The sequence below is a fragment of the Planctomycetota bacterium genome, from assembly GCA_016235865.1.
In the GTDB taxonomy this organism is placed as follows: Bacteria; Planctomycetota; MHYJ01; order JACQXL01; family JACQXL01; genus JACRIK01.
Genome location: JACRIK010000003.1, coordinates 344010 through 365548, shown reverse-complemented (window position 1 = coordinate 365548; position 21539 = coordinate 344010). Strand labels below are relative to the sequence as shown.

Genomic DNA, 21539 nt, shown 5'->3' with positions numbered 1-21539 from the left:
GGATACTCCTTTTAGAGTCAGTAGAAACGCAGTGACGTACTGACTCTTATCCCGCCCCGACGTTACAACGGGGCGGGGTCTGGTTTTGTCCCTTTAGGGACGAGGTTATCTGGTTTTGGTGCCGGGCATCTGGGAATACCATTTAATCGGTATTTCTATCTGCCGGGCTGATATTTTTTCAGGAACGAATTCCAAAACGGCCATCCGCTGGGCCATCTTATCAAACATCTGGGGCGCGCCCATGCCCAGCGCCTTGGCTATCTCTTCGGGTTTTTCCAGGATATTTATGTGGCCTTCCAAATACAGCGCGGTCCATTTGGAATTGTTCCAGAACCACTGGTAATCCAGACTCACTTTCTGGTTAACCCTGAGCAAATCCATCTTCTGGCCCTTTTTATTTGAGTGCAGGATGACATTACCGTTGGTATACGACATCACGCTCATCGGGATGGAATATGGATACTCGGTGTCTACGATGTTCAGCCGACAACCACCCACGCCTTTGAGGATTGATTCAACCACAGCGGGTTCGACTCCGCCCAAAGATACTTCCTTGGCTAAGGTGGATCCTGATACTTCAACCGGCAGTGCCCGGGCCGTAACATCCGTATCCGCCCGTCCGTGCGATAGGGTCATCCAGGGCAGGCGCGGCGCGTAATTCGGGTTCTGCGGGTCGTTCATCTTCCGGCCGGTGATGGTTTCGGGCGTAATCTTGACAATGACCGTATTGGCCACGTCTTTTGGGGCCGGGTAATTAAACCCGTCTTTGCCCAGGGTTCTTTCATATTCCTCCAGCCATTGGGACACCCGAGCTGTTTCCTTGATTATCTCGGCCTTGCCGAAGACGTTGGCGCTCCACCAGTGCAATTGGGTGTATTTATCCACCGCAAAAAAGACCTTGGGGTTGGACTGGAGCGATTTGAAAAAGCCCGGCTGGGCCGTGGTTACCAGCGGGAAATAAAAACACTTGCCTCTGTAAAGATAGTTTACCAGCGTCGAGCGGGGGTATTCTTCGTTTACTATCAGGTATCCGGCCACCACCGAACCCATGACATCTTCCATTTCCGCCTGGTGAGTGGCGCCCCGGTCGATGAAGTCATAGTTTAAAGTCACCGTTGGCTGGACCGGCTCCGGTTTCGCTGCGGTCTGGGAGCATCCTACAGTGATGATTAAGGCGATGGCAATAACGGCTATTGCTTTGAAACAGGTGGGCATAGCTTTCCTTTCTATCTTATATGTGGTTTAGGTGAAATACCCGTATTTCTTTCCCATAATGATTAGTAAGTATTCCCTGTTGGTTTTATTCTTATTTCTTTCTCTTCTTCGTCTTTTTCTTGCTTCCGCCACAACAACATCCTGACATAGTCAACTCCTTTCTTACTCGTAGTTCGAACGCAGTGAGTTACTGCGAGTTAGATGGCGCCTTTGGCGCCATGTAAGAGTCGGTAACCCTTCGTTTACTCAGGGTAAACTTCATAGGTCTAACTGACTCTAATATTAAATCTCTTCCAACAGGGATGTAAAGGTATCATGATGGTCTTCTTCTTCCATCAGGATATTCCGGAACAGCTGCTTGGTAGTCTCATCGCCTTCCTTGCCGGCCGCTTCAATGATTTCCTTGTAGAGTTTTATGGCGCCTTCTTCGTCTTTGGCATCCTGCTCAACCATCTCCTTGAGATTCTTGCCGACAATTATCGGAGACGGCTTGGTGGTGGGCATGCCGTCCAGATAGAAGAGCCGTTCGGCGATGGATTCGGCGTGTTTCATCTCCTCAATCGCGATGTCCTTGAACTTTTCCTGGACCGCAAAGTGTTTCACGCCGCTCCAGAGTATGTGTTGCCACATGTACTGGATGGAAACCTGCAACTCACGCGCAATAGCGGTGTTCAACAGGTCCAGCAATTCTTTTGATGCCTTTGGCATGGTTAGCTCCTTCTTTTATGTCCCACAGGGACAGTTTACAATATTTTGTTTATCCCCACTTGCCTTTGTTTATATGGGATTGGATTTCCGCCTTGATCATCTGCTTGATGATTTCCGCATCGGCCTTGGCTTTATTGAATACCACCACGCAAGGCGGGTCGAGATTGTCCTTGATGCCATCCTCGGCCACGGCAATCGCCTTATTCATTATGGCCTCCAGCTTCATATGCAGGTCATTGGTCAGCCGGGACCGGTCAACCAGCTTGGCTTTATCTTCGGGCAGCTGGGTGAATTTATCCTTAGGCGCGCCGCATTTGGGGCAGTTATTGGGCGGGTTGTCACCGTCCCAGACATAACCGCAGGTTCCGCAAACCCATTTTCGCATACCGCAACTCCTTTTTAGAGCCAGTTAGGAATTCCGACCCGAAGGGGCGGAAGTCCGTTACTGGGTCTTATCCCGACAGTTTTTGTCGGGACTAAACATTATACTTTCTCGAATTCTTCCTTGCCCACGCCGCATTCAGGACAAACCCAGTCGTCGGGCAGGTCCTCAAAAGACGTACCAACCGGAATGTTATTATCCGGATCCCCTTTTTCAGGGTCATAGATGTAATCGCAAACCTTGCATTTCCATTTGGCCATACTCACCTCCTTATCTTATTTACAGGTTAAAGTCAAGGAAACACTTATACCTTAATCGATTAAACGTCCGGTAATTTCCGCCACGTGTCTGCCCTGGAATCGGGCAATGGCCAGTTCGTTTTCGCTGGGCATCCGGGCGCCGTCCGGCCCGGCAATGGTCGACGCCCCATACGGCGAGCCGCCGGAGATTTCTTTCAGACCCATCTGGCGCTGTTCGGAATACGGCACGCCTACTATTATAAACCCGTGATGCAGCAGGGTGGTGTGAAAATTCAGGATGGTCGATTCCTGTCCGCCGTGCTGGGTGGCGCTGGAGGTGAAAACGCTGCCCACCTTGTTGACGAGCGCGCCCTTGGCCCACAGCCCGCCGGTAGAATCCAGGAAGGTGCGCATCTGGGCGCACATCATGCCGAATCTGGTCGGCGCGCCGAAGATAATCGCATCGGCCTGGGCTAAATCGTCCATCGTCGCCGTTGGGATATGGGCAAAGCGCTTTCTGGCTTCCAATGCGCCCATCTTGCCCAGAACTTCGTTGGACAGGGTCTCCGGTACCTGGAGTAGTTTCACCTCGGCGCCGGTTATTTCTTTAGCTCCGGCCGCCACCGCCTCGGCCAGCTGGTATATATGGCCGTACATGCTGTAAAAAATAACGTTAATCTTCATATATTTTTCCTCCTTTTAGAGCCGGTTGGATATTCCGGCTCTTATCCCGATAAGCATCGGGATGTTCAATGATAATCATATAACTTATTTGCCGACAATACGCCTTGACCTAAATCAAGGATGACGGAATTTATTTGCGTGCGCTCCCAGATAATATCGGGGTGCTCCGCCTCACGCTTCGCTTAGTTCACCTCCATTGATATTTCGCTCAATCCCATCCAGAAGCCGGTCTTATTGATGTTGTCTAATTCGGCCTGGAGTATCTGGTAATGTGCGTTTTCCATCCGGGCCAGGCGTTGCAGGAGCGCGCAGGCGGCTGGGCTGTCCACCTTCCCTGACTGGGCCAGGTAAAATTCTCCGGCCTTTTTCTCCGCCTTCAGGGCTAATTCCAGCACCTGGGTTTCGCCGGCCTGAGCCGCGGAGGTGTTTTTATCGAGCCGGGTAATGGCCTGCTCGACAGGCGAGGCGGGTATTTTCACGGACAGCCAGGCGCGTCCGGCTTGGAGCCGTTCCCGTTCGGTTTCCAGTATGGTCATGTGCCGGAACTCATCCTGGGCCAGTTTGATGAACATATCCTTGCCGGTTTTATCCTGGGCCAGGTGCGCGTATTCAAGATAATCATCCAGCGCTGCCTTCTCCGAGGCGATGGCCAGCCCCAGCCATTTGATGGCCGAGGCGTTAAAATTCTTATTCTTCATAAACTATTTAGCGTATTTTTCCGGATTGGCCTTGAACGGACCCGGACAGTCGCCGCAGCAGAAATAATAAACCTTGCCCTTGTATTCGGCGGACAGGGTATTCTTGGTCACGGTGACCTCAGTGCCCATAACCGGACAGACGGCCTTCTTACCCACTTCGGCATCGCTGATGGTGTGGGGTAGTACCGGAATTTTTACCGCCTCGGCCGGTTTTGGGGCCTCGTTTGTTGTTGCCGTCGTTTCAACCTTGGGTGTCTCGGTGTCTCCCGGTGCGCTTCGTAGGTGCTCCCGACCAGTGCTTTGCACAGGGGTCTTGGGCGCTCCTGTTGGCTGAACCGGCGGTTCGGCCTTTCCGCAGCCCCAGGCGATTAATACGCCGGTCAGAACGGTTCCGCTGGCCAATAACTTTTTCATAGAGTTAACTCCTTAGAGCCAGTTAGGAGCACATTCGTTACACTCAGTGTAAACTAAGCAACTTACTGGCTCTTATCCCGTAGTGGCGCCGCTGGCGCCACGGAGGGGTTACATTTGTTATCAGAACTTTATATAATGACCGGCTAAGAATACCAGGCCGATGGCGATTAGGTGCAGGATTGCCCAGCCGACTGTGCCGATTCTAAATTTCTCCATATTATAATACCTCCGCGCCGATGGCGTAAACCGCGGCAATGGCCGCCAGATGCACCAGCCACCAGCCCAGGTTGGGATAGCGCAGGAACCTGGACTTCACCGGCAGGTTCTTGTCTATCTGACTGAACTCCAAATCAAACAGCGCCTTGCCCGCTACGAACTTTCCGCACAGGAGCATGATATCCGCCAGGGTGGTGTTCAGGAAAATCGCACCCCAGCTTAACTCCGGCGGTAATTTACCCAGCGAGAAATGAGCCATCAGGATGATGCCGACAATCACGCTCATCCCGTTTAATATATAAGCCCAATGTATCAGGCGCCGGAAGAAGAACATCCAGGGAATGATTACGATATTAACCAGCCCGATGAAAAACGGGATGTAATTCAGGGAATTAGCAGACGGGGAATGAACCCGCAGGTGTAGCAGCCAGCCGCCCAGGGATATGAAAAACAGCCCGAATATCAGGGTGGTTTTTATGCTTTGTTTTTGGGTCATCAGTATTCCTTTTTAGCTTAGTCGAGGCGAACAACCGAGCAGTATTAACCTCTTTAGGCGATCACCAGCCCGCGGATATTACAAAAATCCGGGGCGCAAAAATCTATTTTATATAATCGTGAAAAGATGCTTCTTCAACTCGCCTTCGGCCCGGGCCTTAATCTTATAGGCGCAGTCACGCAGAATCCCGTAAAGGACCCGGCAGCCGTTATCCACGCTTTCCGATTCGCCTTCGTCCGCCAGGATAATCAGTTCTTTGGCCAGTTCCAGCGATTTCTTTAGATGGTTGTTATATTTTTGGTTCATTATCTTTTTTGTCCCATGTCTTGTCTGGCTCCTTTCATTATGCCGCCGGAGGGATATTGCTCTCTCCGACGGCTTACAATCATAGGTTTTTTGAGTAATTAGTGCGTGCATATGGCGCAGGCGTCCTTTTCCGCCTTGGTCAGTTCTACATAGGTATATTTGCCCCGTGGAGCGAAATTAATCTTGTTCTCCCGGGCCAGCCAGCCCAGGGCCAGATAGGCCTGTTCAGCCGGCAAATTGGATTGCTGGGCAATCGTTTCCAGCTGTCGACCGCCGTTGGTGGCCAGGGTCTGCCAGACCTTGCCGGCATTCTCGCCGATATTGGTCGTATTATATCCGTTACCGCTCATATTTCTTGCCTCCTTTTCTTACTCCGCCCGTACGGGCGAGTTAGACCCCGTCATATAACGGGGCATTCTTATTTGTTATTAAGGCGTCTTATTCGCCTAACTTGCCGTTGTTCTTTTCTTGTCCGTGTTGTGGCCGTTCGGGCTGAAAAATGACGACATCTTCTTGATGTTCTCATCCATCATATCCCAGTAATTCTTCTGGCCCTGTTTGGCCTTAGTGGTCCAATCGGCCATCAGTTTCTGGCCTTCTTCTTGGACTACCATACTTTGTTTCAGCATCGTATCCGGGGTCTTTTCGTACATCTCCATTGAGGTCCGCATTACCTGCATGGTCGTGGTAGTGTAATCCTGGGCCAGGTTAAGAACCGTCTGGGCCATCTTCTGTTGATCAAACATTTCGTTGACTCCTTTCGGCGCCGAAGCGCCATGGCGCCCTAATGGCGCCACATTCTCTTGTTCATAAAGTTAGTAATTTCCTCTAATTACTTATATGCAATTACCGTGCCAGAATTACCCTTGCCCCGGCAATACCTTCAGATACATTTTTAATCGCTTGCCGGATAATCAGTTAAGGAAACAGCATGGGTATAGAATCTTTTCTGGATGTCTTAGTGATAAAGGGATAAATGATACATTATTCTTACCTTAAATACAAGCATCGATGACCAATAATCAGGTCAGCGTTGTTTATTATCTTGATACATATTGTGTTATAACAATTTAAATCAGTGTTAATCATCAGCCTCATGTATCATTTATTGTAAATGAGACAGTATAAAAAATGAGACATTAGAGTCGGCAGAATCACAGCAACGTGTCGGCTCTTGCCCAGCGGCACCCCGCAGACTCCCGGCGGAAAACAGAGTGATTAAATTATCAGATCTACCGCCTGCCCGTCTATGGAAAGAATAACACGAATTGTACGAGTGGATAATTAAATATGAACTGGAGCTACCTTTGGTGTTGCGCCTTCCTGAAGTAATCCGTCAGCACGACCATAGCCCGGCAGTCGTCTTCATTATAATCAATAATTCTCTGGATTTTACCCTCATCCCCTGGATTTGCCAGGTAATCATTATACCAAACGATAGAGTTGGCGCCGGACGGGTCGGGATCGCGCCATTTGAACCCTATCTGTGCCGCGATGTGCTTTAAACCGTAGGAATAAACAGGCCAGTCGGAATATCTGAAAACCAGGTCGCTATAAAGGTCAAACTCCGAACCGACATACTTATTGAAAATTTCCCCATCAAGGTTATACCTTTCCATCAGGTGCTTTAAGGTGGAACGCTCCTTGGCGGAATAGACGTAATAAACCGCGTCGTCCGTCTTCCGGATAAAGTCCCAGAATGTTATGACGGCCTTTTCCTCATCTTCTGGTTTTTTGGCCAGGAAACAACGGTAATCCTCCCTGCCGCCCTTTTTAATCAGCAGCCCGAATAGGTAAGTGATTCCCCGCGTAGGGTCGTCCTCGATGTCAAAATATATTTCGTTCCCGGCGTCCGGGAATGAATATCCGGCTCTGATTTCGGGCCGGCCTGACAGTATCACGCAGGCGCGCTTCTGCATTTTGGACAATGTCGTTTCGCCCACCCCCGGTATCTTATATTTTCCCTTAAGATATTTTGTTATGTCCATGCCGGCAATATCATTAACCGTACGCAGGCCGGCTTCCTTTAGTTTAAGCTTTGCCTGCCTGCCTACATAAAATATTAGAGTCGGGTCGTTGTTTTCCCTGGCCCATTTATGGCAATGTCCGTGCCATTCGCACTGGGCGCATCCGCCTCCCAGCGCCGGCTCGGAGGTTTTGCGGCCCTGGACCAGGTCTGTAACCTCGGCCAAGGCCGTTTCAAAGCCAAGCTCAAACTCCCCGGGGTTGAAACTTTCCGGTTCTTTATTAACATTGATAATCCGCGCTTCTTCGGGAAGGCATCCCTGGATTGTTTTAAGCACCATTCGGTAAAACATCAGTTGAAAGGCGTAATGCTCCTTGAATTTAATCCGCGCTCCGTCTTTTTCCTCCCATCCCCTACCGGCCTTGATATCGATCGGCTCGTAGTAATAAGCGCCGAATTTGGACGAGCCGTCTGCATGCTTGAGAAGGAGGTCCGGCCGCCCCAGGAAAGTGTCCACCTGAAGGCATCCCTGGTATATCAATTCACGGCCGGCCTTCATGCTTTCAATGGTTTTCTCAAATGCCGCATCCGGAAGGTACATGCTGAGGTCTTCAACCCTCTCCTTGCTCAATGTCAAGATGTATTCTTTTTCCTTCAGGAGCCCATTCTCCCATAATAACTTTACGAACGGCCCGGCCTCGCCTTTTTCCTTCCGGTCCCCGTTGGAATCAAGATAAACCCGATACCGGCATTTGGTGTAGTTATAAACATCCTGGGCGGTGATTTTCTTGGGTCTTGTCATCTTTAATCGGCATTAAGGCGTTTGGCCGGCGCTATTCTCAGCTACTTTTTATCCCTTACCATATCTTTCAGGCAGCGTGGGCATTTATCGGGCGGGCTGTTTGGGTCGCCCCTTTGGAATTCTTTGCAATTGCCGCACCAGTAAATCCCGGTCCAGGTTCCACATCGCCGGCAGAAGAAATCTCCCGGCCCGTCCAAGGCCAGCCATTTTTCGCACCGAAGGCAATGCGCCAGATATACTTTTTTCCCGGAGCTCAGGCATCGGCCGACTGAAACCGGGCCCTCGGGCCAGGCTTGGCTTGCGGAACAATGCGGACAGGCGGGTTTTTCCTCTTCCAGCGCATTAAGTTTAACCCATTTGCCGCAAACCCAGCAGGTATAAGGTTTCGGAATATCAAGCGCGTGAGCCGCGCCGCAATCCGGGCACGCGTGAATGGTAATGGCTTTCTGGCATTTCGCGCAGGCGTATTCCCCGCTCAATTCGGCGGGCCAATCCAGACGCTTGCGGCAATGCGGACAGTTGAAGCTGTCCGGGCCTGATTCCACGCCGGGTTCTGAAAGCGCCCCGCAGAATGAGCATTTAAAGGATTTGAATTCCTTCAGACTATGCTCCATACCGCAGTCCGTGCAGGCGGAAAAGCGGAATTCCCTGGCGCAACGCAGGCACTTATTTTTGCCCTGGTGGACCGGACCGGCTTCTTCGGCGCAGAAGGGGCAAATCAGGGTACTGAACAGGTATTTCCCGCAGGCATCGCAGTGTTCGGGATTAACGGGCCGGAGGTTGACTTGCCTGCACCTGGCGCATTTGGCCGGGGCTGATTCAGGCGCTGGGTTCCCGTTGCCGGGCGCGCCGGACCCGGGCCTGAGTATTTGGGAAACGGAGTATGTTTCAGGCGGATGGGCCTGGGCGTCAAGCCGGGGCAACGGACCGCGCAAGGCCCGGAAATCCAGACGCAGGCACTTGGCGTCCACTTTTTCCTCCCACACCAAATAACGCTCGTACTTGCTGATGCTGTCTTCGCCCTTGCCCGCATAGCGCGACTTTTCCTCGCGGACCTTGCCCGTATAGTAATCGGTCTTAATTATCTGGAAATAATCATAGCCCCGGGCGGCGGATAATTCAGCGGCCTGCCTGAGACAGTGGCTTTTGAGCAGTTCAGGAGTGATTTCCTTGTTCCCGGCGAACAGGGCGTAACCGATATTGGTGTTGGGCATCCCCTGGCCGATTGCGCCGGTGTATCCGTAACTTTCATAATTCGCCTTTGGCTTGTAGGCGTTAGGCGCTGAACAACCGGCGGCCAGGAACAACGCCGCAAGCAATACGCCGGCCGATAAGGTTTTCATATAACATCCTTTTATTGCCATCCTATCATTTCCCTCGGCGAAAACAACTATTTCATCACGGCGCGTAACCTGAAAACTTAATCTTATCTGCCCTTTTATTATTTTCATGGCGCCGCCGCGGCCGGACCGGGAATTACGTCAGGCTTGGCTTTATTTGATGACGAAACATATTTCGGGCGCCGGATGCGCGTCGGCCCAGCCGGCCCTTTCGTTTTCAGCGGGGAATTTAAAGGCGGCAAAACGCTTCAGAATTAGATTCTCGCAGTCGGCGCAGAGCGATGTCACCCGGCTGCGCGGGTCCATGACGCATTTTTTCAGGGGCTTGTCCGACCGGCTCTTATAAGGATACTCATCCGGCAGGTGGAACATGGAGTGGTTGAATTCGTGCAGGATTCCGGCCCCGAAGACGCGCACGCCGATATCCGGCCTGCCGCCGATGTCCAGCAGGTTTACGCCCACCGTAATCAGGCCTCCGAAATAGGCGTGCCCACCCTGTTCCCGGCCCAGCTTTTCCAGGGATATGTAGCCCTTATCGGCGTTATTATTCAGAACCGCTTTTTTACGCGCATATTGCCCCAGGTATTATGCCAGATCAGCTCTGAAAAGCGCGTAAATCCTTTCTTGATTTTCTCGATATCCTCGGGCGCGGCATCGTATTTGATTGCCGCGGTCATGCATAAGCCGATCGGCGCGGCTTGGGAGGCGAAATCAGCCGGCACTCCTTTTTCATCAAGGATAAACCCGTTTATTTCCTCCGGAGCCGCCCATTCATCCTGTAATTTCTGGAATCCGAGTTCATACATCCGGGCGTCCTCCGGAGAGATTTGGGGCCCGGAAGAGCAGGCGTTGAGCGCCAGCCCGGCGACCAGCAGGGCCGGATATAATATTTTCATGTCACTCATTCTTTCCGGATAATCTGCCCCGGCCCGCGGATTTAATCCCGCGTTTTTGCCCCGGCTACTCCTGCAAATAAATGATGAGGTTGCGGTGCGCCAGGAGCAGGATGTCGCTTTTCCCATCGTTGTTGATGTCCGCTATTTTTATCTCGCGCGGCTCGGTGGTGGGCAGGTTGCGCCAGCGGTAGTCATCCATCTCTTCATCCAGCAGGTTGGTTTCAGGGTCCTCGAATATCGGCCAGGTTAGTTCCTGCCTGAGCTCGTTTTTATTGTTTATGGAAAGGATTTCCAGATTGTGCCGCTTGGCCTCGATTACCACGATGTCTTTTACGCCGTCCGAATTGACGTCACCCACCGCGTATCGGGTATAGACACCCTTCTTGATGGCCGTGCTGTATCCGGCCAGCGGCTCGAACTGCTGGTCGGCAACCCCGGCATAAAGAATTCCAAACCGCTCCTGGCCGAAAAGGATCAGGTCTTTCGCGCCGTCATTATTCATGTCCCGGATGAATATTTCCCTGAGGTTGAAATAGCCCACGTCCGCGTTTTCCGCTATCTCATAAACGCCGCCGCCGTTTCTCTTGAGTATGGACAGCTGCTTGGCCTGGCTGTCGTAAAGCACGATTTCAGGAACCGCGTCGCCGTCCAGGTCAAGAACGGCGGCCGACTGGATATTCGATTCGGCGGATTTGCCGTTGTACTGGTCGATAATCTCCAGCTGATTCCCGTTCTGCCAGGCAAAGGAACGGGCGAAGTTGTTGCGGCATATCAACAGCGTGCTCGGCTTGTTCTGGCCGGCCGGGCCGACGTGGCCGGCAATATTAACGGCCATATGCTTTTTCTGTTCCAGACGGATGTTTTCATCCGTGCCGGCCTCGGCCGGGCTGAAGACCAAAGCCAATACGCCCGAGACCTCATTCTGTGATATCATCGGCACGCAGAATAATATGCCGGATATGTTTTTGGCGTGGCCGCAGCCCGGCTTGGCGTCCGGCGTGTTTTTGCTGAGATAGGGTTTGCCTAACCGGACCGCCCAGCATTCCTCCGGTGTAAAGTTCGGCTCTTCCGGCACAGCTTTGCCCCAGCTGACCACGGTCTCGGCTAAATTACGCGATGAATTGAAAACATAAAGCGCGCCGGAGTCGGCCGGATACAGGCGGGGTAGATACTGGCCGATAATCTGATGCGCTTCGTCAATAGTGAAGGACGCCTGGAGCATGGTATTCATCTCGGCCAGCAGGGTTATTTCGCTGTTGTGCCGGCCCAGGACTTTCACCGAATTATTGAGTTTGTCATAGGCGTCGCTGAGTTCCTGCTCGGTCTGCTTGCGCCTGGTGATATCGTGCCCGAAGACGAAGAGCCGGCCCTGTTCCCTGAGGTAATTAATGGACAGGTCCAGGGTGAGGATGCGGCCGGATTTAGCCCGGTGGTGGACCTCAAAACGTCCCGAGCCGTGTTCCATCAGGGTTTGGATGCGGCCGAATATTTCGGCCGGCGATTCATAGGCCTCCACATCCGAGATGTGCATCCGGAGCAATTCGGCGCGGCTGTATTCGAGCATTTGGCAATAGGCGTCGTTGACATCCCGGAAATGGCCCTGCATATCGGTAATCCAAAAACCGTCCAATGTAGTGCGCAGGATGGTATGATATTCCTCCTCGGACTGCCGGCATTGCTTGACGATTTTGTTGACCGGGCGGAATACCAGGATGTAGAGAATAGGAGCGAGAATGGCGACTAACAAAAGCGAATCTATGATTATCCGGTCTGTCTTGGACAGCTGCAGGGAGTCGATAAGGACCATCACCTCCATCTCGACGGCAAATATTAATACGACGGTGGTGACAAGAATCCTGAGCGGGAGTTTGTAGTTCGCTGGCGCGGTCTCTGCGTCCCGATGCTTCGTTCGGGGCGCTCCGAACCCGTAGGGCATCGGAGCGGAGTTCGGTCCGTTCCGGTGGGTACTCCCGGTCTCTGCGGAGTTCGGCGCGCCGTTGGTTTTAGTGTTTTTATTTGCCACTTGATTCTTTCTTGATATTTTCCAGGAGATTGTTTATGGCGTCCCCTAATTCCTTGAGGTTGCCGGGGTTTTGCAGGGCCAGGTAACGGGCTTCGATGAGTTTGCGTTCGGCGTCCGCGACATTTTTCTGCCGGAGAAAGGCCAGCCCTTCCTGGAGTAAGGCCTCGATTTTCTGGTTGGCAGCGGAGTTAACGGACGGGGTCTGGAGCAATTTCTTTTTCGCCTCCATCTCGTGGAAGACCACGTCTATTTCCGGTGAGCACGGGTCCAGGAAATAGGCTTCGGATAAGATAAAGCGCGCCTTGTCAAAATTATTGTCCGCTATTTCCATCTGGGCGTGTTTAAGCATACCCCTGATGGTTGGAATCAGGTTTTCCTGAACCGGACAGGGCTGGGCGGTGTTGTATTCCTGGATGAGTTTTTTCAGTTCACCGGAATCAAGATTCTGGCCTGCGGCCTGCATCATTAATTCCTTGGCCCGGTCAAATTCTTTGAGTTTAATGGCCAGTCGGGCCTGGCTGAGTAGGGCGTCAAATTTGACATTTGGGACTGACGAATCCGGCGATACGGTAAATAGGTTAACCTTGTTGTTTAGGGTGAAAGAGGCGATGATGCCGATAACGATAACCAATAGCAGGGCAATCGCAACAGCCCAGTATTTTATTTTAGATTCCTGAATAATCCGTATAATGGTTGGGTATTTATCGCCGGTTTCCTGCGGCCTGGTTGATGCGGAACCGCCTACTAGGTAGTCTTGTAAGTCATTCACCGGCGCCTCGACCGGGGGCGGCGGCAGGGTTAGCCGAACATCCTGACCCTGCGGGTCGGTTGCCCGGCGGCCCGGCGGGTCGACCACCGGATAACTCTGTGGGTCATTTGCCTGTTGCACGGCTTTTAAGGCGGCCAATAATTCATTGGGGTTCTGATAACGATCCATCGGGTTTTTCTGGATGCATTTGAGTATGACTGCCTCTAAATTTCCGGAAATGCGGTTGTTAAATAAACTGGGAGCCGGCGGCTCGGTATGGATATGGCTTTTAATTAGGTCTATGGCCGAATCTTCTTCAAAGGGAATCCGTCCGGCCGCAGTTTCATATATAACAATGCCCAGCGAATAGATATCCGAGCGAATATCAGCCGGATTGCCCACTCCTTGTTCGGGCGAGATATATTTAGGAGTGCCGATAATCCGGCCATTCATGGTCGATTCCAGAATTCCCTTGCTGATCCGGGCCAGTCCGAAATCCATGACCTTGATTTTGCTTTCCATAATGTTCAAATCCAGAAAGGCCAGGTTTTCCGGCGGCTGGTGTTCCTGGATCAGGGGGTTGATAATAGTGCTGGTGTAAGAAACCATGATATTGGAGGGTTTGATGTCGCGGTGGACTATTTTAGCCGGCGATTCCCAGGCGGCTTTCAATGCATGGGCTACGGCCTTAGCTACATAGATGGTTTCCGGCACGGTGAATTTCCGGCCGCGTTCGAGGAATCTGGACAGTGGTTTGCCCGGGACATATTCCATAATAAAGAAATACGAGCCGTCATACTCACCGGCGAAATAGACCTGGACGATATGTTCATCCACGACTTTAGCCATGGTGCTGGCCTCGCGCTGAAAATACTTGACGAAATTTTCCTCCTGGACCAGTTCTTTTTTTAGTATCTTAATAGCCACCGGCCGGCTGAGGGAACGTTGGAAACCGAGATAGACATTGCCCCATGAGCCGGTGCCGATGAGTTTCTGCCGGTCCAGTTCAAAATCACCGCCGATTAACTCTTTTTTTATAGTATCCATATCAACAACATCTCCTTGCCTTGTTAGATCAGCGTTAACTGATGGATTAAACGCCCATAGAAATCCGTTTCGCCTACTCCGGACGATTCTAACGGGGTTCACAGGTGTTTCCCGATTTTTTCCGGTTTCAATATCTGGCCGCCGTCTTTGGGCGGTTCCGTAACATCGCTGATCATCACCCGGTTTTTGCCGGACTCCTTGGAGCGATACATGGCCTGGTCCGCGGACTTGATAAGGGTCTCGGCCGTAGCGCCGTGCAAAGGGAAAACCGACACGCCCAGCGAAATGGTAATCGGGCCGAGCGGCTTATCCTTATGGCTCAGGGTAAGCGTCTGGGCTTTGCTGCGCAGATTCTCAGCCCGCTCCTTGACCTTATCCAGCGGCATATCCGGCAGGATGAGGATGAATTCCTCGCCGCCGAACCGGCAGGCGATGTCTTCCTCGCGGATTTGCGCCTTCATCAGACCGGCCAGGGCCTGAAGAACCTTGTCACCGGCATCGTGGCCGGCCGTGTCGTTGAATACCTTGAAGTTGTCGATATCGAACATAATAATGCCGATGGGCAAATTGTTGCGTTTGGCCCGATGCAGTTCGCGCTCCAGGGATTCCTCCATATAACGGCGGTTAAACAGTTCGGTCAGCGGATCCCGGATGGATTGCTCGCGGAGTTTCTTGCGCAAGCTTAGATTAGCCAGGGCCGATGAAATGTGTTCCACGACAGTAGTGGCCAGTTGCTTCTGGGCTTCGAAATAACGGGTCTGACTGTCATCACTGGTGGTTTTAAGGTGGCGGATATTCAGGATGCCGATGGTTTCGCCCTGGGCCATCATCGGTAGGCACATATAGTAACTGAATGCAGCTGGCTTGGCAAAATGGCGGCACAATACGCCGGAGTGGGAGGCATTGACCAGGTTGATCTGCCCGCGCCTGAGCGCCCAGCAGTCGTCCGGTGAGACCACGGGTTCAATCGCCAGGTCGCCCCAGGTCACCACGGCTTCCAGGAAATTCTTGGAGGCGTTGATGATATAAAGCGCGCCGGATTCGTCCGGGAATAATTTCTTTACGAACTGTTTTATGACGCGATAGGCCTCTTCGCTGGTCAGGCACAGGTGGAGTTGTTCGCTCATCTCGCTTAACAGGGTGACCTGGCGGTTATAGCGGTCCAGTTTAGCCGCCCAGTGGGTCAGTTGGAGGTTGGCGTCCTTAATCGTGGCCTCGGCCTTAGTGCGCTCGGTGATTTCAGCGGACAGTTCCGAGGTGCGCCGGGCTACCAGTTGGGTAATTTGTGCCGTGCGCCGGGAACCGGTGATAAAATAGAAACTTACCAGTCCGGTGGCCAGTAGCCCCATAACCAATATGCTCCAGGGCAGACGGTTCCGGCGCGTGGCCAGAAAACCCGGCGTGGGAACGGCCAGCACTGTCCATTGGCGCCCGGCAACGGAGAATTCCTGCCGGAAGTGCAATACGGAATGACCTACTTCCGGTGGGTTGGTTATTCTGTCGCCGGCCGAACTAAGCGAGGCATGACGCTGAACGCCGAAGGGCGCAAGCGAACGATTATAGTAAAGCAGATGTTTGTTATCATCATCTGAGGAATCATAAAGGTACAGGTCGATTCCTTCATCCTTAAATTTATCAAATGATATTTCCACCGTTCGGCCGATGTCAATAACCATGCCCACCAGACCGAAGAGGTTTTTGGTCCGCTCTTCAGCGGAGAAGGCATTGCCCCGGTAAACTGCGATAAAGAGCGCCACCCCGAACCGGTCTTTGGAGCCGAAGGCCAGCGGAATGCGGTCTGTGCAGAGGATATCGCCGGTTTTACAGACCCGGTCTATGGTTTCCCTATAGGTTGGTTGAGAAGATAGATCGAAACCGACGTAGTCGTAATTTTCTCCCAGGGGTTCCACCGAATGGACCGGGAAATATTCCGGGCGGGGGCCGGCGCGGGTTAACATTCCCTTGTTGTTTTCTTCGGTAATCTGGAGCGGAGAATTATCCCGGCTGCGCAGCGAGGATTCGAACCTGGCGCGCTGGGCATCGCCTACCCGGGGTATCAGCATTATCTTTTTAATGTCCGAATGGCTGGTTAAGAACAGGTTGGCCGTTTGCGAAAACCCCTCGACATTGCCCTTTAATATATTATCGCTGTGGGCGTAATAAAAGGCATTGGCGAAGTTAAATAGCTTTGACTTGCGTTGTTCCATATGCTCAATTACGTCTTGTATTCGGTCTCGCGAGGTGATATTAAGGTCGTCCTGTAATTGCCGGAGTTCCACGGACCGCAGCCAGAAGAAAAAGAACAGCGTTAATCCGATGCCAATGATGAGAACCAGAGATGGCATTAAGTAAATACGCCCGTTGGCATTAATAATTCGAATGATTGATTTCGGAAACAAGTTCGCCTCCTGTTTAATAGGCGTTATTTCTTAGCCGAAGAAACTCCGGTATTCTCATCTGTTCCTCGGATGCCGGCCCGGCCGAGCTGTCCCGGGGCAGGTCTATTTCAACGATTAGCTTGGCCCGGTCCTCATCTATATATACCCAGGTGTCCGGGCTTATCTGAACCTTTGAATCTTGCATATCCCTCTCCTTTCAGGTGGTTATCATAATTTACCGTTTATTTTAAGATGCACGCTGTCGGAAATCTTGGTCTTATTCAGGTTATTGGTGTCAATCAGCGATTTCAGTTTATCCTGTTCCGTCTGTTCCATCGGGTCGAATTTAACGCCCACGCCATAGGCCTCCAGGTCCGGCGCCTTTCTGACCCAGGCCACCCGGCCTTGGGCGTGGATTATCCCGTTATCCAGGTCCGGCGCCGAGATATCCAGGGAGAGCAGCGCCTCTTTCTTAAATCCCTCCCGCGTGACAAACTGCATCCCATCTCGCGAGATATCCAGTATCAGATGCTTTTTGGAGGTCTTGCCAAACAACCCCAAAAAATGGACCGGTTTATATTGGACCATTGTGTTATTGATACGGTAACGCGAATGGTCCCTATGATTACTATCAGTACCAGGCATTTTTATTCTTCGGCATCTTACAATATTATTAAAAACCGGGAATAGCGGCGTTTAAAGGAGGGATAATTATGGCCGCTATTCCCTTACAGTCATCCCATACTTAATATTGTCCATTGGTGATGACATTCATTAAAGTAATAAGAGCAATTCCTGTGCCAGAACCGCCTTTTGACGGATAATGTTTAAAATACATTTGTAATCGTTTGTCAGGTAACAGGTTAGGGAAATGCGATAAATAAATGACAGGTTTTTAGTGTCTTATAAAGGCGCAGATAAATGAGACATCGTGTACGGTTCAGCCGTTAACCGGGATCGTTAATAACAGGGGTTATTTTACATATTATTGTGTAGTATATGATGTTATGCTAAGAGTTACCAGTTGGTATTGGCCGGTATATGTATCATTTAGAATAAATGAGACGATGCGATAATTGAGACAAATATAACCATGCTGTAACCACGCCTGTAACATGCAGGTTGCTGACACCCCACTGGGGGAGGGGTGGGGGACACTCCCCCTCGTTATAGGGGAAACTATGTTTCTATATAGAAGGCATACTGTCTGCCTACGGAAGAAATACAGTTCGTCCGGAAAAGTAATGCAGTTTAATAACGGAGGAAATGCAGTTTGGCAGCGTAAGTAATACGGTTTAGCAACGTAAGAAATGCAGTTTATATAGGAAAGACATACAGTCAGGCTATAAGGGATATTCCTATGCGGTCTAAGCAAAAACTAAGCCAGGCAATGTGACGGGGTTGGCGGCCCTATTTCTCAGCCAGGAACCGGTGGATGGTGGCCCGGCCCACGCCCAAGAGTTTGGCGGCCTCCAGTTTGTTGCCCGCGGTTTTTTTCAGGGCCTCTTCCACAGACCGTGAGTCAAGCTTGCCTTTTCGCTGCCTGCGCAGGAGCGGGCGTTTATTAAATGGAGATATGCTGGCCGGAAGGTTCTCTGGCTTAATCACCTTGCCCCGGCATTTAACCATTGCGAATTGCAGGGCGTTCTGCAATTCCCGGACATTACCGGGCCAATAATATCCCATCAGGATATCCAACGCCTCCGGAGATAGCGATACCTTTTCCTTTTGGTATTCTTTGGCCGACCATTCCAGGAAGGTCTTGGCCAGAAGCGGGATGTCGTTGATTTTTTCCCTGAGGGGCGGCATGGTCAGGGGTACCACGCACAGCCGATAGAACAGGTCTTCCCGGAAGCGTCCGGCCTTGATTTCCTTGTGCAGGTTTTTGTTGGTGGCGCTGATGATCCGGACATCGACCTTCATGGTCTTTTCAGAGCCGACCGGCTCAAACGAGCCGTCCTGGAGGACCCGAAGCAATTTGACCTGCATGGCCGGGCTCAGGTCGCCCACCTCGTCCAAGAAAATCGTACCGCCGTGGGCCAGTTCAAACCGTCCTTTTTTGTCGCGGATGGCGCCGGTAAACGCGCCCCGGCAATGGCCGAACAATTCGCTTTCCAGCAGGCCGTCCGGCAGGGCGCCGCAATTAACCGGCACGAATTGTTTATTCCGGCGCGGGCCTTCATTGTGGATAGCCGAAGCGACCAGTTCCTTGCCGGTACCGCTCTCGCCCTGAACCAGGACCGGGGCGCTGGAGTCGGCCAATTCCCTGATGGAGTCGTATAATTCCAGCATCTTTTCATCCTTGCCCACGATGCCGGCAAAGGAATGCTCTATCTTGAGCCGCTGGCGCAGATAGGCCAGTTCGGTTATATCCTCCACGATAATTACGGCCATTTTCTTCTGTTCGTATTCTATGGGCGCGGCGTTGATGGCCAGCAGCCGCTTTTGGATTTCACCGTTCACCAGAAATTCAAAATCCGCCTTGACCTTCTGTATGCTGTTGCCGGACAGGGCCGTCAGGGCCGTATTCCTGACTTGGCAGTTGCTGCAACTTGCGGAAAATCCACAGCCCTGCGGCGTTTCCGAGGCGTGGATACACTTTAGGGCATCGCCCCAGCGCTGGTTGAATATTTTATCAGACGGGATGCCGAGGATTTGCTGGGAGGCATTGTTGATAGCCATGACCCGACGTTCCTCGTCCATTATCATCACCACGCAGGGCATGGAATTAAATATGGCCTTGAGTTTCTGCTCAGATTTCTTGACGGCTTCATCCGCTTGCCTGCGCTCGGTGATGTCGTGGACCATCCCGATTGAATAGATAACCTTGTTGTTTTCATCGCGGATATGCTCGCATTTTTCATGGACAATGCGGATTTTCCCGGTAGCCTTACGGACAATCCGGTGTTCTATTTCGTAGGCGTTTTTGCCCTGGCGCAGGGATTCGGTGTAGGCGTTATTAACCGCGGCCCGGTCGTCCGGATGCACCCGTTCCAGGAATGCCTCGTAGGTGGCCGTAAATTCCTGGGGTTTCAGGCCGAAGATGCGATATACCTCGTCGGACCAATAGAGGCGGTTATTTACCAGGTCAAGCTCCCAGGTGCCTAGATGGGCGATTTCCTGGGTCTTGCTGAGCCATTTTTCCCGTTCCCTGAGCGTTTCCTCGGCCTGCTTGCGTTCGGTGATATCGCGGCCATAGACGTTGACATAGTCCTCGGCCGCAATGGGCGCCAAGGTAAAAACAAAGAAGCGTCTGTCGGCTTCCATTTCAATATCTTTGCGTGCGCCGGACTTGAATGCATCGGCAACTAACTTGCGCCACTCGGCTGATATGGCTTTATTCATTTCCCATTTCCAATGTTTGGTCAAAGAAGCGCCGGCCTTGTTGCAATATAAAAGAATGCCGTTTGGCGCAATCCTCATTATCGGATTGGGATTTTCGGACGGAAATTTGGAGAGGTAGGCCAGCTCTTTCTCGGTTTTCTTGCGTTCGGTGATGTCCGTGAACATGGCCATAGAGCCGGCAAAATTGCCCTTGTCGTCGGTAACCGGGGAAACGCTTATCAGCATCCATCGGGGCGAGCCGTCCTTGTGAAGATACTTGTTTTCATAGATTTCTCTGACGCCCCGGCGGCGCTGTTTCATCTTGCCCCTGGCCATTGCCTTGCCTTCTTTGGCCATGAAATTGAAATATGATTTCCCTATCATTTCCTCTGGGCTGTAGCCCAGCATATTGGACATTTTTCTGTTGATATAAATTGTCCTCGTCTGCGCGTCGGCAATCCAGATGCCCTCATTGGCGGTTTCTATGATTGAGCGGTATTTGGCCTCGCTTTCCTTAAGCGCCTCCTTGGCCTGACGGTAATCCGAACTTTCAATGACCTCCCATTTGCCGGACCGGTTAATCAGGGCGAACTGATGATTGGAGATGACGTCAATGATTTCCAGGGCGTTGCATCTGTCCAGCGAATAGGTGCAGATGGCCATCATCCGGTGCTGTCCGATGACGTTGTTGACGGCTTCTTCGTAATCGGTGAACGCCTTCCAGTCTTTTTTCTCCAGCCAGAAGGTGTTGCCGCTCAGGCGCAGGCCGGCAAATCCCTTTTTTAACGCCTTTTCCTCTTTGGCAGCCCAACCGGCCAAAACTGCGTCTTCATTAAACCTGCCGGATTTGGTGTACCACTGCCGGTAATCCAGGATTTCTATATGGCCTTTTTTGATGTAGTCATCCAGGTCCTTGACCTCTTTGGCCAGGGCGCTTTTGGCCTCAGCAGCCCCGAGCGGCTCCGAGGTTATCCACATACAGAACTCGTTGTTCTTTAGCCCGGCCTTGAAATAGGGGACCAGGATGTTTATCAGGTCTTGTTTGGTCTGGTAGAACTGGCAGAAATGGGTGCCCCAGGGGGCTTTGCCAATGAGTTTGAGTCCGCTATCTCTCAACAGTCCGTCTTCAAACTTCTTGTTTTCCATTTAATATTAAATGGTCTTAAGATAATTCTTTTAATAAGGCAGTCAAGGTGACGATGTGTTCCTGTTCCTGCTCGATGAGTTTGTTGATTTCCGCCTGGCCCCATTCCGGCCGGGTGAATTTCTTCATCTGGATGAAGAACAGGATGGAGTCCTTCTCGAAATCCAGGGCGATTATTACGGCGTCCTTGGCGTTCTTTATTTTGCCGGATACATCCTTTATGTTGAGCGTCTTGGTAAAGACGTTGGAGTCGGACACGGCCTTGAGATAGGACAGGTCGTCCTGGGGAATATCAGCCAGGTTATACATCGGGCCTTTTTTGTTGACCACGTCGGCCAGCAGTTTCTCAAAGAGCAGCCGGTGGTTATGCTCCTGTCCGGCCAGCTTGGCGCAGATGCTTTTGGTCTTGGCGTCCGGGGTGGTGGCGCTGACGTGGTTATAGAACTTCTCGCCATTGTCTTCTATCATCACGGCGATGTGGAATATCTCCTCGGCATTGAAAAAGTAATCCAT

22 protein-coding genes are annotated in these 21539 nt (G+C 51.7%); all 22 read right to left on the bottom strand.

Going from position 1 to position 21539, the window contains the following annotated elements; genetic code table 11:
• Positions 1-105 precede the first annotated feature (105 nt).
• The 22 genes from HZA49_03125 to HZA49_03020 all read right to left on the bottom strand — a co-directional run bounded on the left by HZA49_03125 (position 106) and on the right by HZA49_03020 (position 21539).
• Positions 106-1215 carry a pyridoxamine 5'-phosphate oxidase family protein gene (locus tag HZA49_03125; protein MBI5778431.1) on the bottom strand — a complete coding sequence of 370 codons (1110 nt, stop codon included), beginning with the start codon at positions 1213-1215 and terminating at the stop codon, positions 106-108.
• 282 nt (positions 1216-1497) lie between these two features.
• Positions 1498-1923, bottom strand: a complete 426-nt coding sequence (locus HZA49_03120; GenBank protein MBI5778430.1) for a ferritin — start codon at positions 1921-1923, stop codon at positions 1498-1500.
• Positions 1924-1972: 49 nt separating this feature from the next.
• The gene (locus HZA49_03115; GenBank protein MBI5778429.1) at positions 1973-2308 is read right to left on the bottom strand and encodes a rubredoxin; all 336 of its coding nucleotides are present in this window, start codon (positions 2306-2308) and stop codon (positions 1973-1975) included.
• A 98-nt stretch (positions 2309-2406) separates the two neighbouring features.
• Positions 2407-2565, bottom strand: a complete 159-nt coding sequence (locus HZA49_03110; protein MBI5778428.1) for a rubredoxin — start codon at positions 2563-2565, stop codon at positions 2407-2409.
• 51 nt (positions 2566-2616) lie between these two features.
• Entirely contained in the window at positions 2617-3228 is a 612-nt protein-coding gene (gene wrbA / locus HZA49_03105) for an NAD(P)H:quinone oxidoreductase (protein ID MBI5778427.1), read from the bottom strand.
• Between the two features lie 182 nt (positions 3229-3410).
• On the bottom strand, positions 3411-3926 hold the full coding sequence (locus HZA49_03100) for a ferritin family protein (protein ID MBI5778426.1): 516 nt from the start codon (positions 3924-3926) through the stop codon (positions 3411-3413).
• 3 nt (positions 3927-3929) lie between these two features.
• Complete coding sequence (locus tag HZA49_03095) at positions 3930-4055, bottom strand: YHS domain-containing protein (protein MBI5778425.1); 126 nt, start codon at positions 4053-4055, stop codon at positions 3930-3932.
• A 502-nt stretch (positions 4056-4557) separates the two neighbouring features.
• Positions 4558-5052 (bottom strand): hypothetical protein, encoded by a 495-nt coding sequence (locus tag HZA49_03090; GenBank protein ID MBI5778424.1) that lies wholly within the window; start codon positions 5050-5052, stop codon positions 4558-4560.
• 108 nt (positions 5053-5160) lie between these two features.
• A complete protein-coding gene (locus tag HZA49_03085) occupies positions 5161-5358 on the bottom strand; it encodes a hypothetical protein (GenBank protein MBI5778423.1) in 198 nt (65 codons plus the stop codon).
• Between the two features lie 98 nt (positions 5359-5456).
• Positions 5457-5708, bottom strand: coding sequence for a winged helix-turn-helix domain-containing protein (locus tag HZA49_03080; protein ID MBI5778422.1), 252 nt, complete (start codon positions 5706-5708; stop codon positions 5457-5459).
• Between the two features lie 96 nt (positions 5709-5804).
• Entirely contained in the window at positions 5805-6104 is a 300-nt protein-coding gene (locus HZA49_03075) for a hypothetical protein (GenBank protein ID MBI5778421.1), read from the bottom strand.
• Between the two features lie 555 nt (positions 6105-6659).
• Positions 6660-8126 (bottom strand): TM0106 family RecB-like putative nuclease, encoded by a 1467-nt coding sequence (locus HZA49_03070; GenBank protein MBI5778420.1) that lies wholly within the window; start codon positions 8124-8126, stop codon positions 6660-6662.
• A 41-nt stretch (positions 8127-8167) separates the two neighbouring features.
• On the bottom strand, positions 8168-9469 hold the full coding sequence (locus HZA49_03065; protein ID MBI5778419.1) for a hypothetical protein: 1302 nt from the start codon (positions 9467-9469) through the stop codon (positions 8168-8170).
• 150 nt (positions 9470-9619) lie between these two features.
• The gene (locus HZA49_03060; GenBank protein MBI5778418.1) at positions 9620-9928 is read right to left on the bottom strand and encodes a hypothetical protein; all 309 of its coding nucleotides are present in this window, start codon (positions 9926-9928) and stop codon (positions 9620-9622) included.
• An 86-nt stretch (positions 9929-10014) separates the two neighbouring features.
• Complete coding sequence (locus HZA49_03055) at positions 10015-10371, bottom strand: hypothetical protein (protein ID MBI5778417.1); 357 nt, start codon at positions 10369-10371, stop codon at positions 10015-10017.
• Positions 10372-10426: 55 nt separating this feature from the next.
• Positions 10427-12385, bottom strand: coding sequence for a PAS domain S-box protein (locus HZA49_03050; protein MBI5778416.1), 1959 nt, complete (start codon positions 12383-12385; stop codon positions 10427-10429).
• Positions 12375-14180, bottom strand: a complete 1806-nt coding sequence (locus HZA49_03045; protein MBI5778415.1) for a serine/threonine protein kinase — start codon at positions 14178-14180, stop codon at positions 12375-12377. Before HZA49_03045 ends, HZA49_03050 begins: the two co-directional genes overlap by 11 nt.
• A gap of 98 nt (positions 14181-14278) precedes the next feature.
• Positions 14279-16525, bottom strand: a complete 2247-nt coding sequence (locus tag HZA49_03040; GenBank protein MBI5778414.1) for a diguanylate cyclase — start codon at positions 16523-16525, stop codon at positions 14279-14281.
• Between the two features lie 67 nt (positions 16526-16592).
• Positions 16593-16763, bottom strand: coding sequence for a hypothetical protein (locus tag HZA49_03035; protein MBI5778413.1), 171 nt, complete (start codon positions 16761-16763; stop codon positions 16593-16595).
• 23 nt (positions 16764-16786) lie between these two features.
• Positions 16787-17146: a PilZ domain-containing protein gene (locus tag HZA49_03030; protein MBI5778412.1), complete on the bottom strand. Its 360-nt coding sequence runs from the start codon at positions 17144-17146 to the stop codon at positions 16787-16789.
• A gap of 822 nt (positions 17147-17968) precedes the next feature.
• Entirely contained in the window at positions 17969-21028 is a 3060-nt protein-coding gene (locus HZA49_03025) for a sigma 54-interacting transcriptional regulator (GenBank protein MBI5778411.1), read from the bottom strand.
• Between the two features lie 16 nt (positions 21029-21044).
• Positions 21045-21539: a ferritin family protein gene (locus HZA49_03020; protein ID MBI5778410.1), complete on the bottom strand. Its 495-nt coding sequence runs from the start codon at positions 21537-21539 to the stop codon at positions 21045-21047.

Coding starts and splice junctions, on each gene's coding strand:
- HZA49_03080 (MBI5778422.1), bottom strand. CDS start 5,708: ATGAGCGGTAACGGATATAATACGACCAATATCGGCGAGAATGCCGGC.
- HZA49_03075 (MBI5778421.1), bottom strand. CDS start 6,104: ATGTTTGATCAACAGAAGATGGCCCAGACGGTTCTTAACCTGGCCCAG.
- HZA49_03035 (MBI5778413.1), bottom strand. CDS start 16,763: ATGCAAGATTCAAAGGTTCAGATAAGCCCGGACACCTGGGTATATATA.
- HZA49_03100 (MBI5778426.1), bottom strand. CDS start 3,926: ATGAAGAATAAGAATTTTAACGCCTCGGCCATCAAATGGCTGGGGCTG.
- HZA49_03085 (MBI5778423.1), bottom strand. CDS start 5,358: ATGAACCAAAAATATAACAACCATCTAAAGAAATCGCTGGAACTGGCC.
- HZA49_03030 (MBI5778412.1), bottom strand. CDS start 17,146: ATGGTCCAATATAAACCGGTCCATTTTTTGGGGTTGTTTGGCAAGACC.
- HZA49_03045 (MBI5778415.1), bottom strand. CDS start 14,180: ATGGATACTATAAAAAAAGAGTTAATCGGCGGTGATTTTGAACTGGAC.
- HZA49_03120 (MBI5778430.1), bottom strand. CDS start 1,923: ATGCCAAAGGCATCAAAAGAATTGCTGGACCTGTTGAACACCGCTATT.
- HZA49_03125 (MBI5778431.1), bottom strand. CDS start 1,215: ATGCCCACCTGTTTCAAAGCAATAGCCGTTATTGCCATCGCCTTAATC.
- wrbA (MBI5778427.1), bottom strand. CDS start 3,228: ATGAAGATTAACGTTATTTTTTACAGCATGTACGGCCATATATACCAG.
- HZA49_03040 (MBI5778414.1), bottom strand. CDS start 16,525: ATGCCATCTCTGGTTCTCATCATTGGCATCGGATTAACGCTGTTCTTT.
- HZA49_03110 (MBI5778428.1), bottom strand. CDS start 2,565: ATGGCCAAATGGAAATGCAAGGTTTGCGATTACATCTATGACCCTGAA.
- HZA49_03025 (MBI5778411.1), bottom strand. CDS start 21,028: ATGGAAAACAAGAAGTTTGAAGACGGACTGTTGAGAGATAGCGGACTC.
- HZA49_03115 (MBI5778429.1), bottom strand. CDS start 2,308: ATGCGAAAATGGGTTTGCGGAACCTGCGGTTATGTCTGGGACGGTGAC.
- HZA49_03095 (MBI5778425.1), bottom strand. CDS start 4,055: ATGGGCACTGAGGTCACCGTGACCAAGAATACCCTGTCCGCCGAATAC.
- HZA49_03090 (MBI5778424.1), bottom strand. CDS start 5,052: ATGACCCAAAAACAAAGCATAAAAACCACCCTGATATTCGGGCTGTTT.
- HZA49_03070 (MBI5778420.1), bottom strand. CDS start 8,126: ATGACAAGACCCAAGAAAATCACCGCCCAGGATGTTTATAACTACACC.
- HZA49_03020 (MBI5778410.1), bottom strand. CDS start 21,539: ATGGATTACTTTTTCAATGCCGAGGAGATATTCCACATCGCCGTGATG.
- HZA49_03065 (MBI5778419.1), bottom strand. CDS start 9,469: ATGAAAACCTTATCGGCCGGCGTATTGCTTGCGGCGTTGTTCCTGGCC.
- HZA49_03055 (MBI5778417.1), bottom strand. CDS start 10,371: ATGAGTGACATGAAAATATTATATCCGGCCCTGCTGGTCGCCGGGCTG.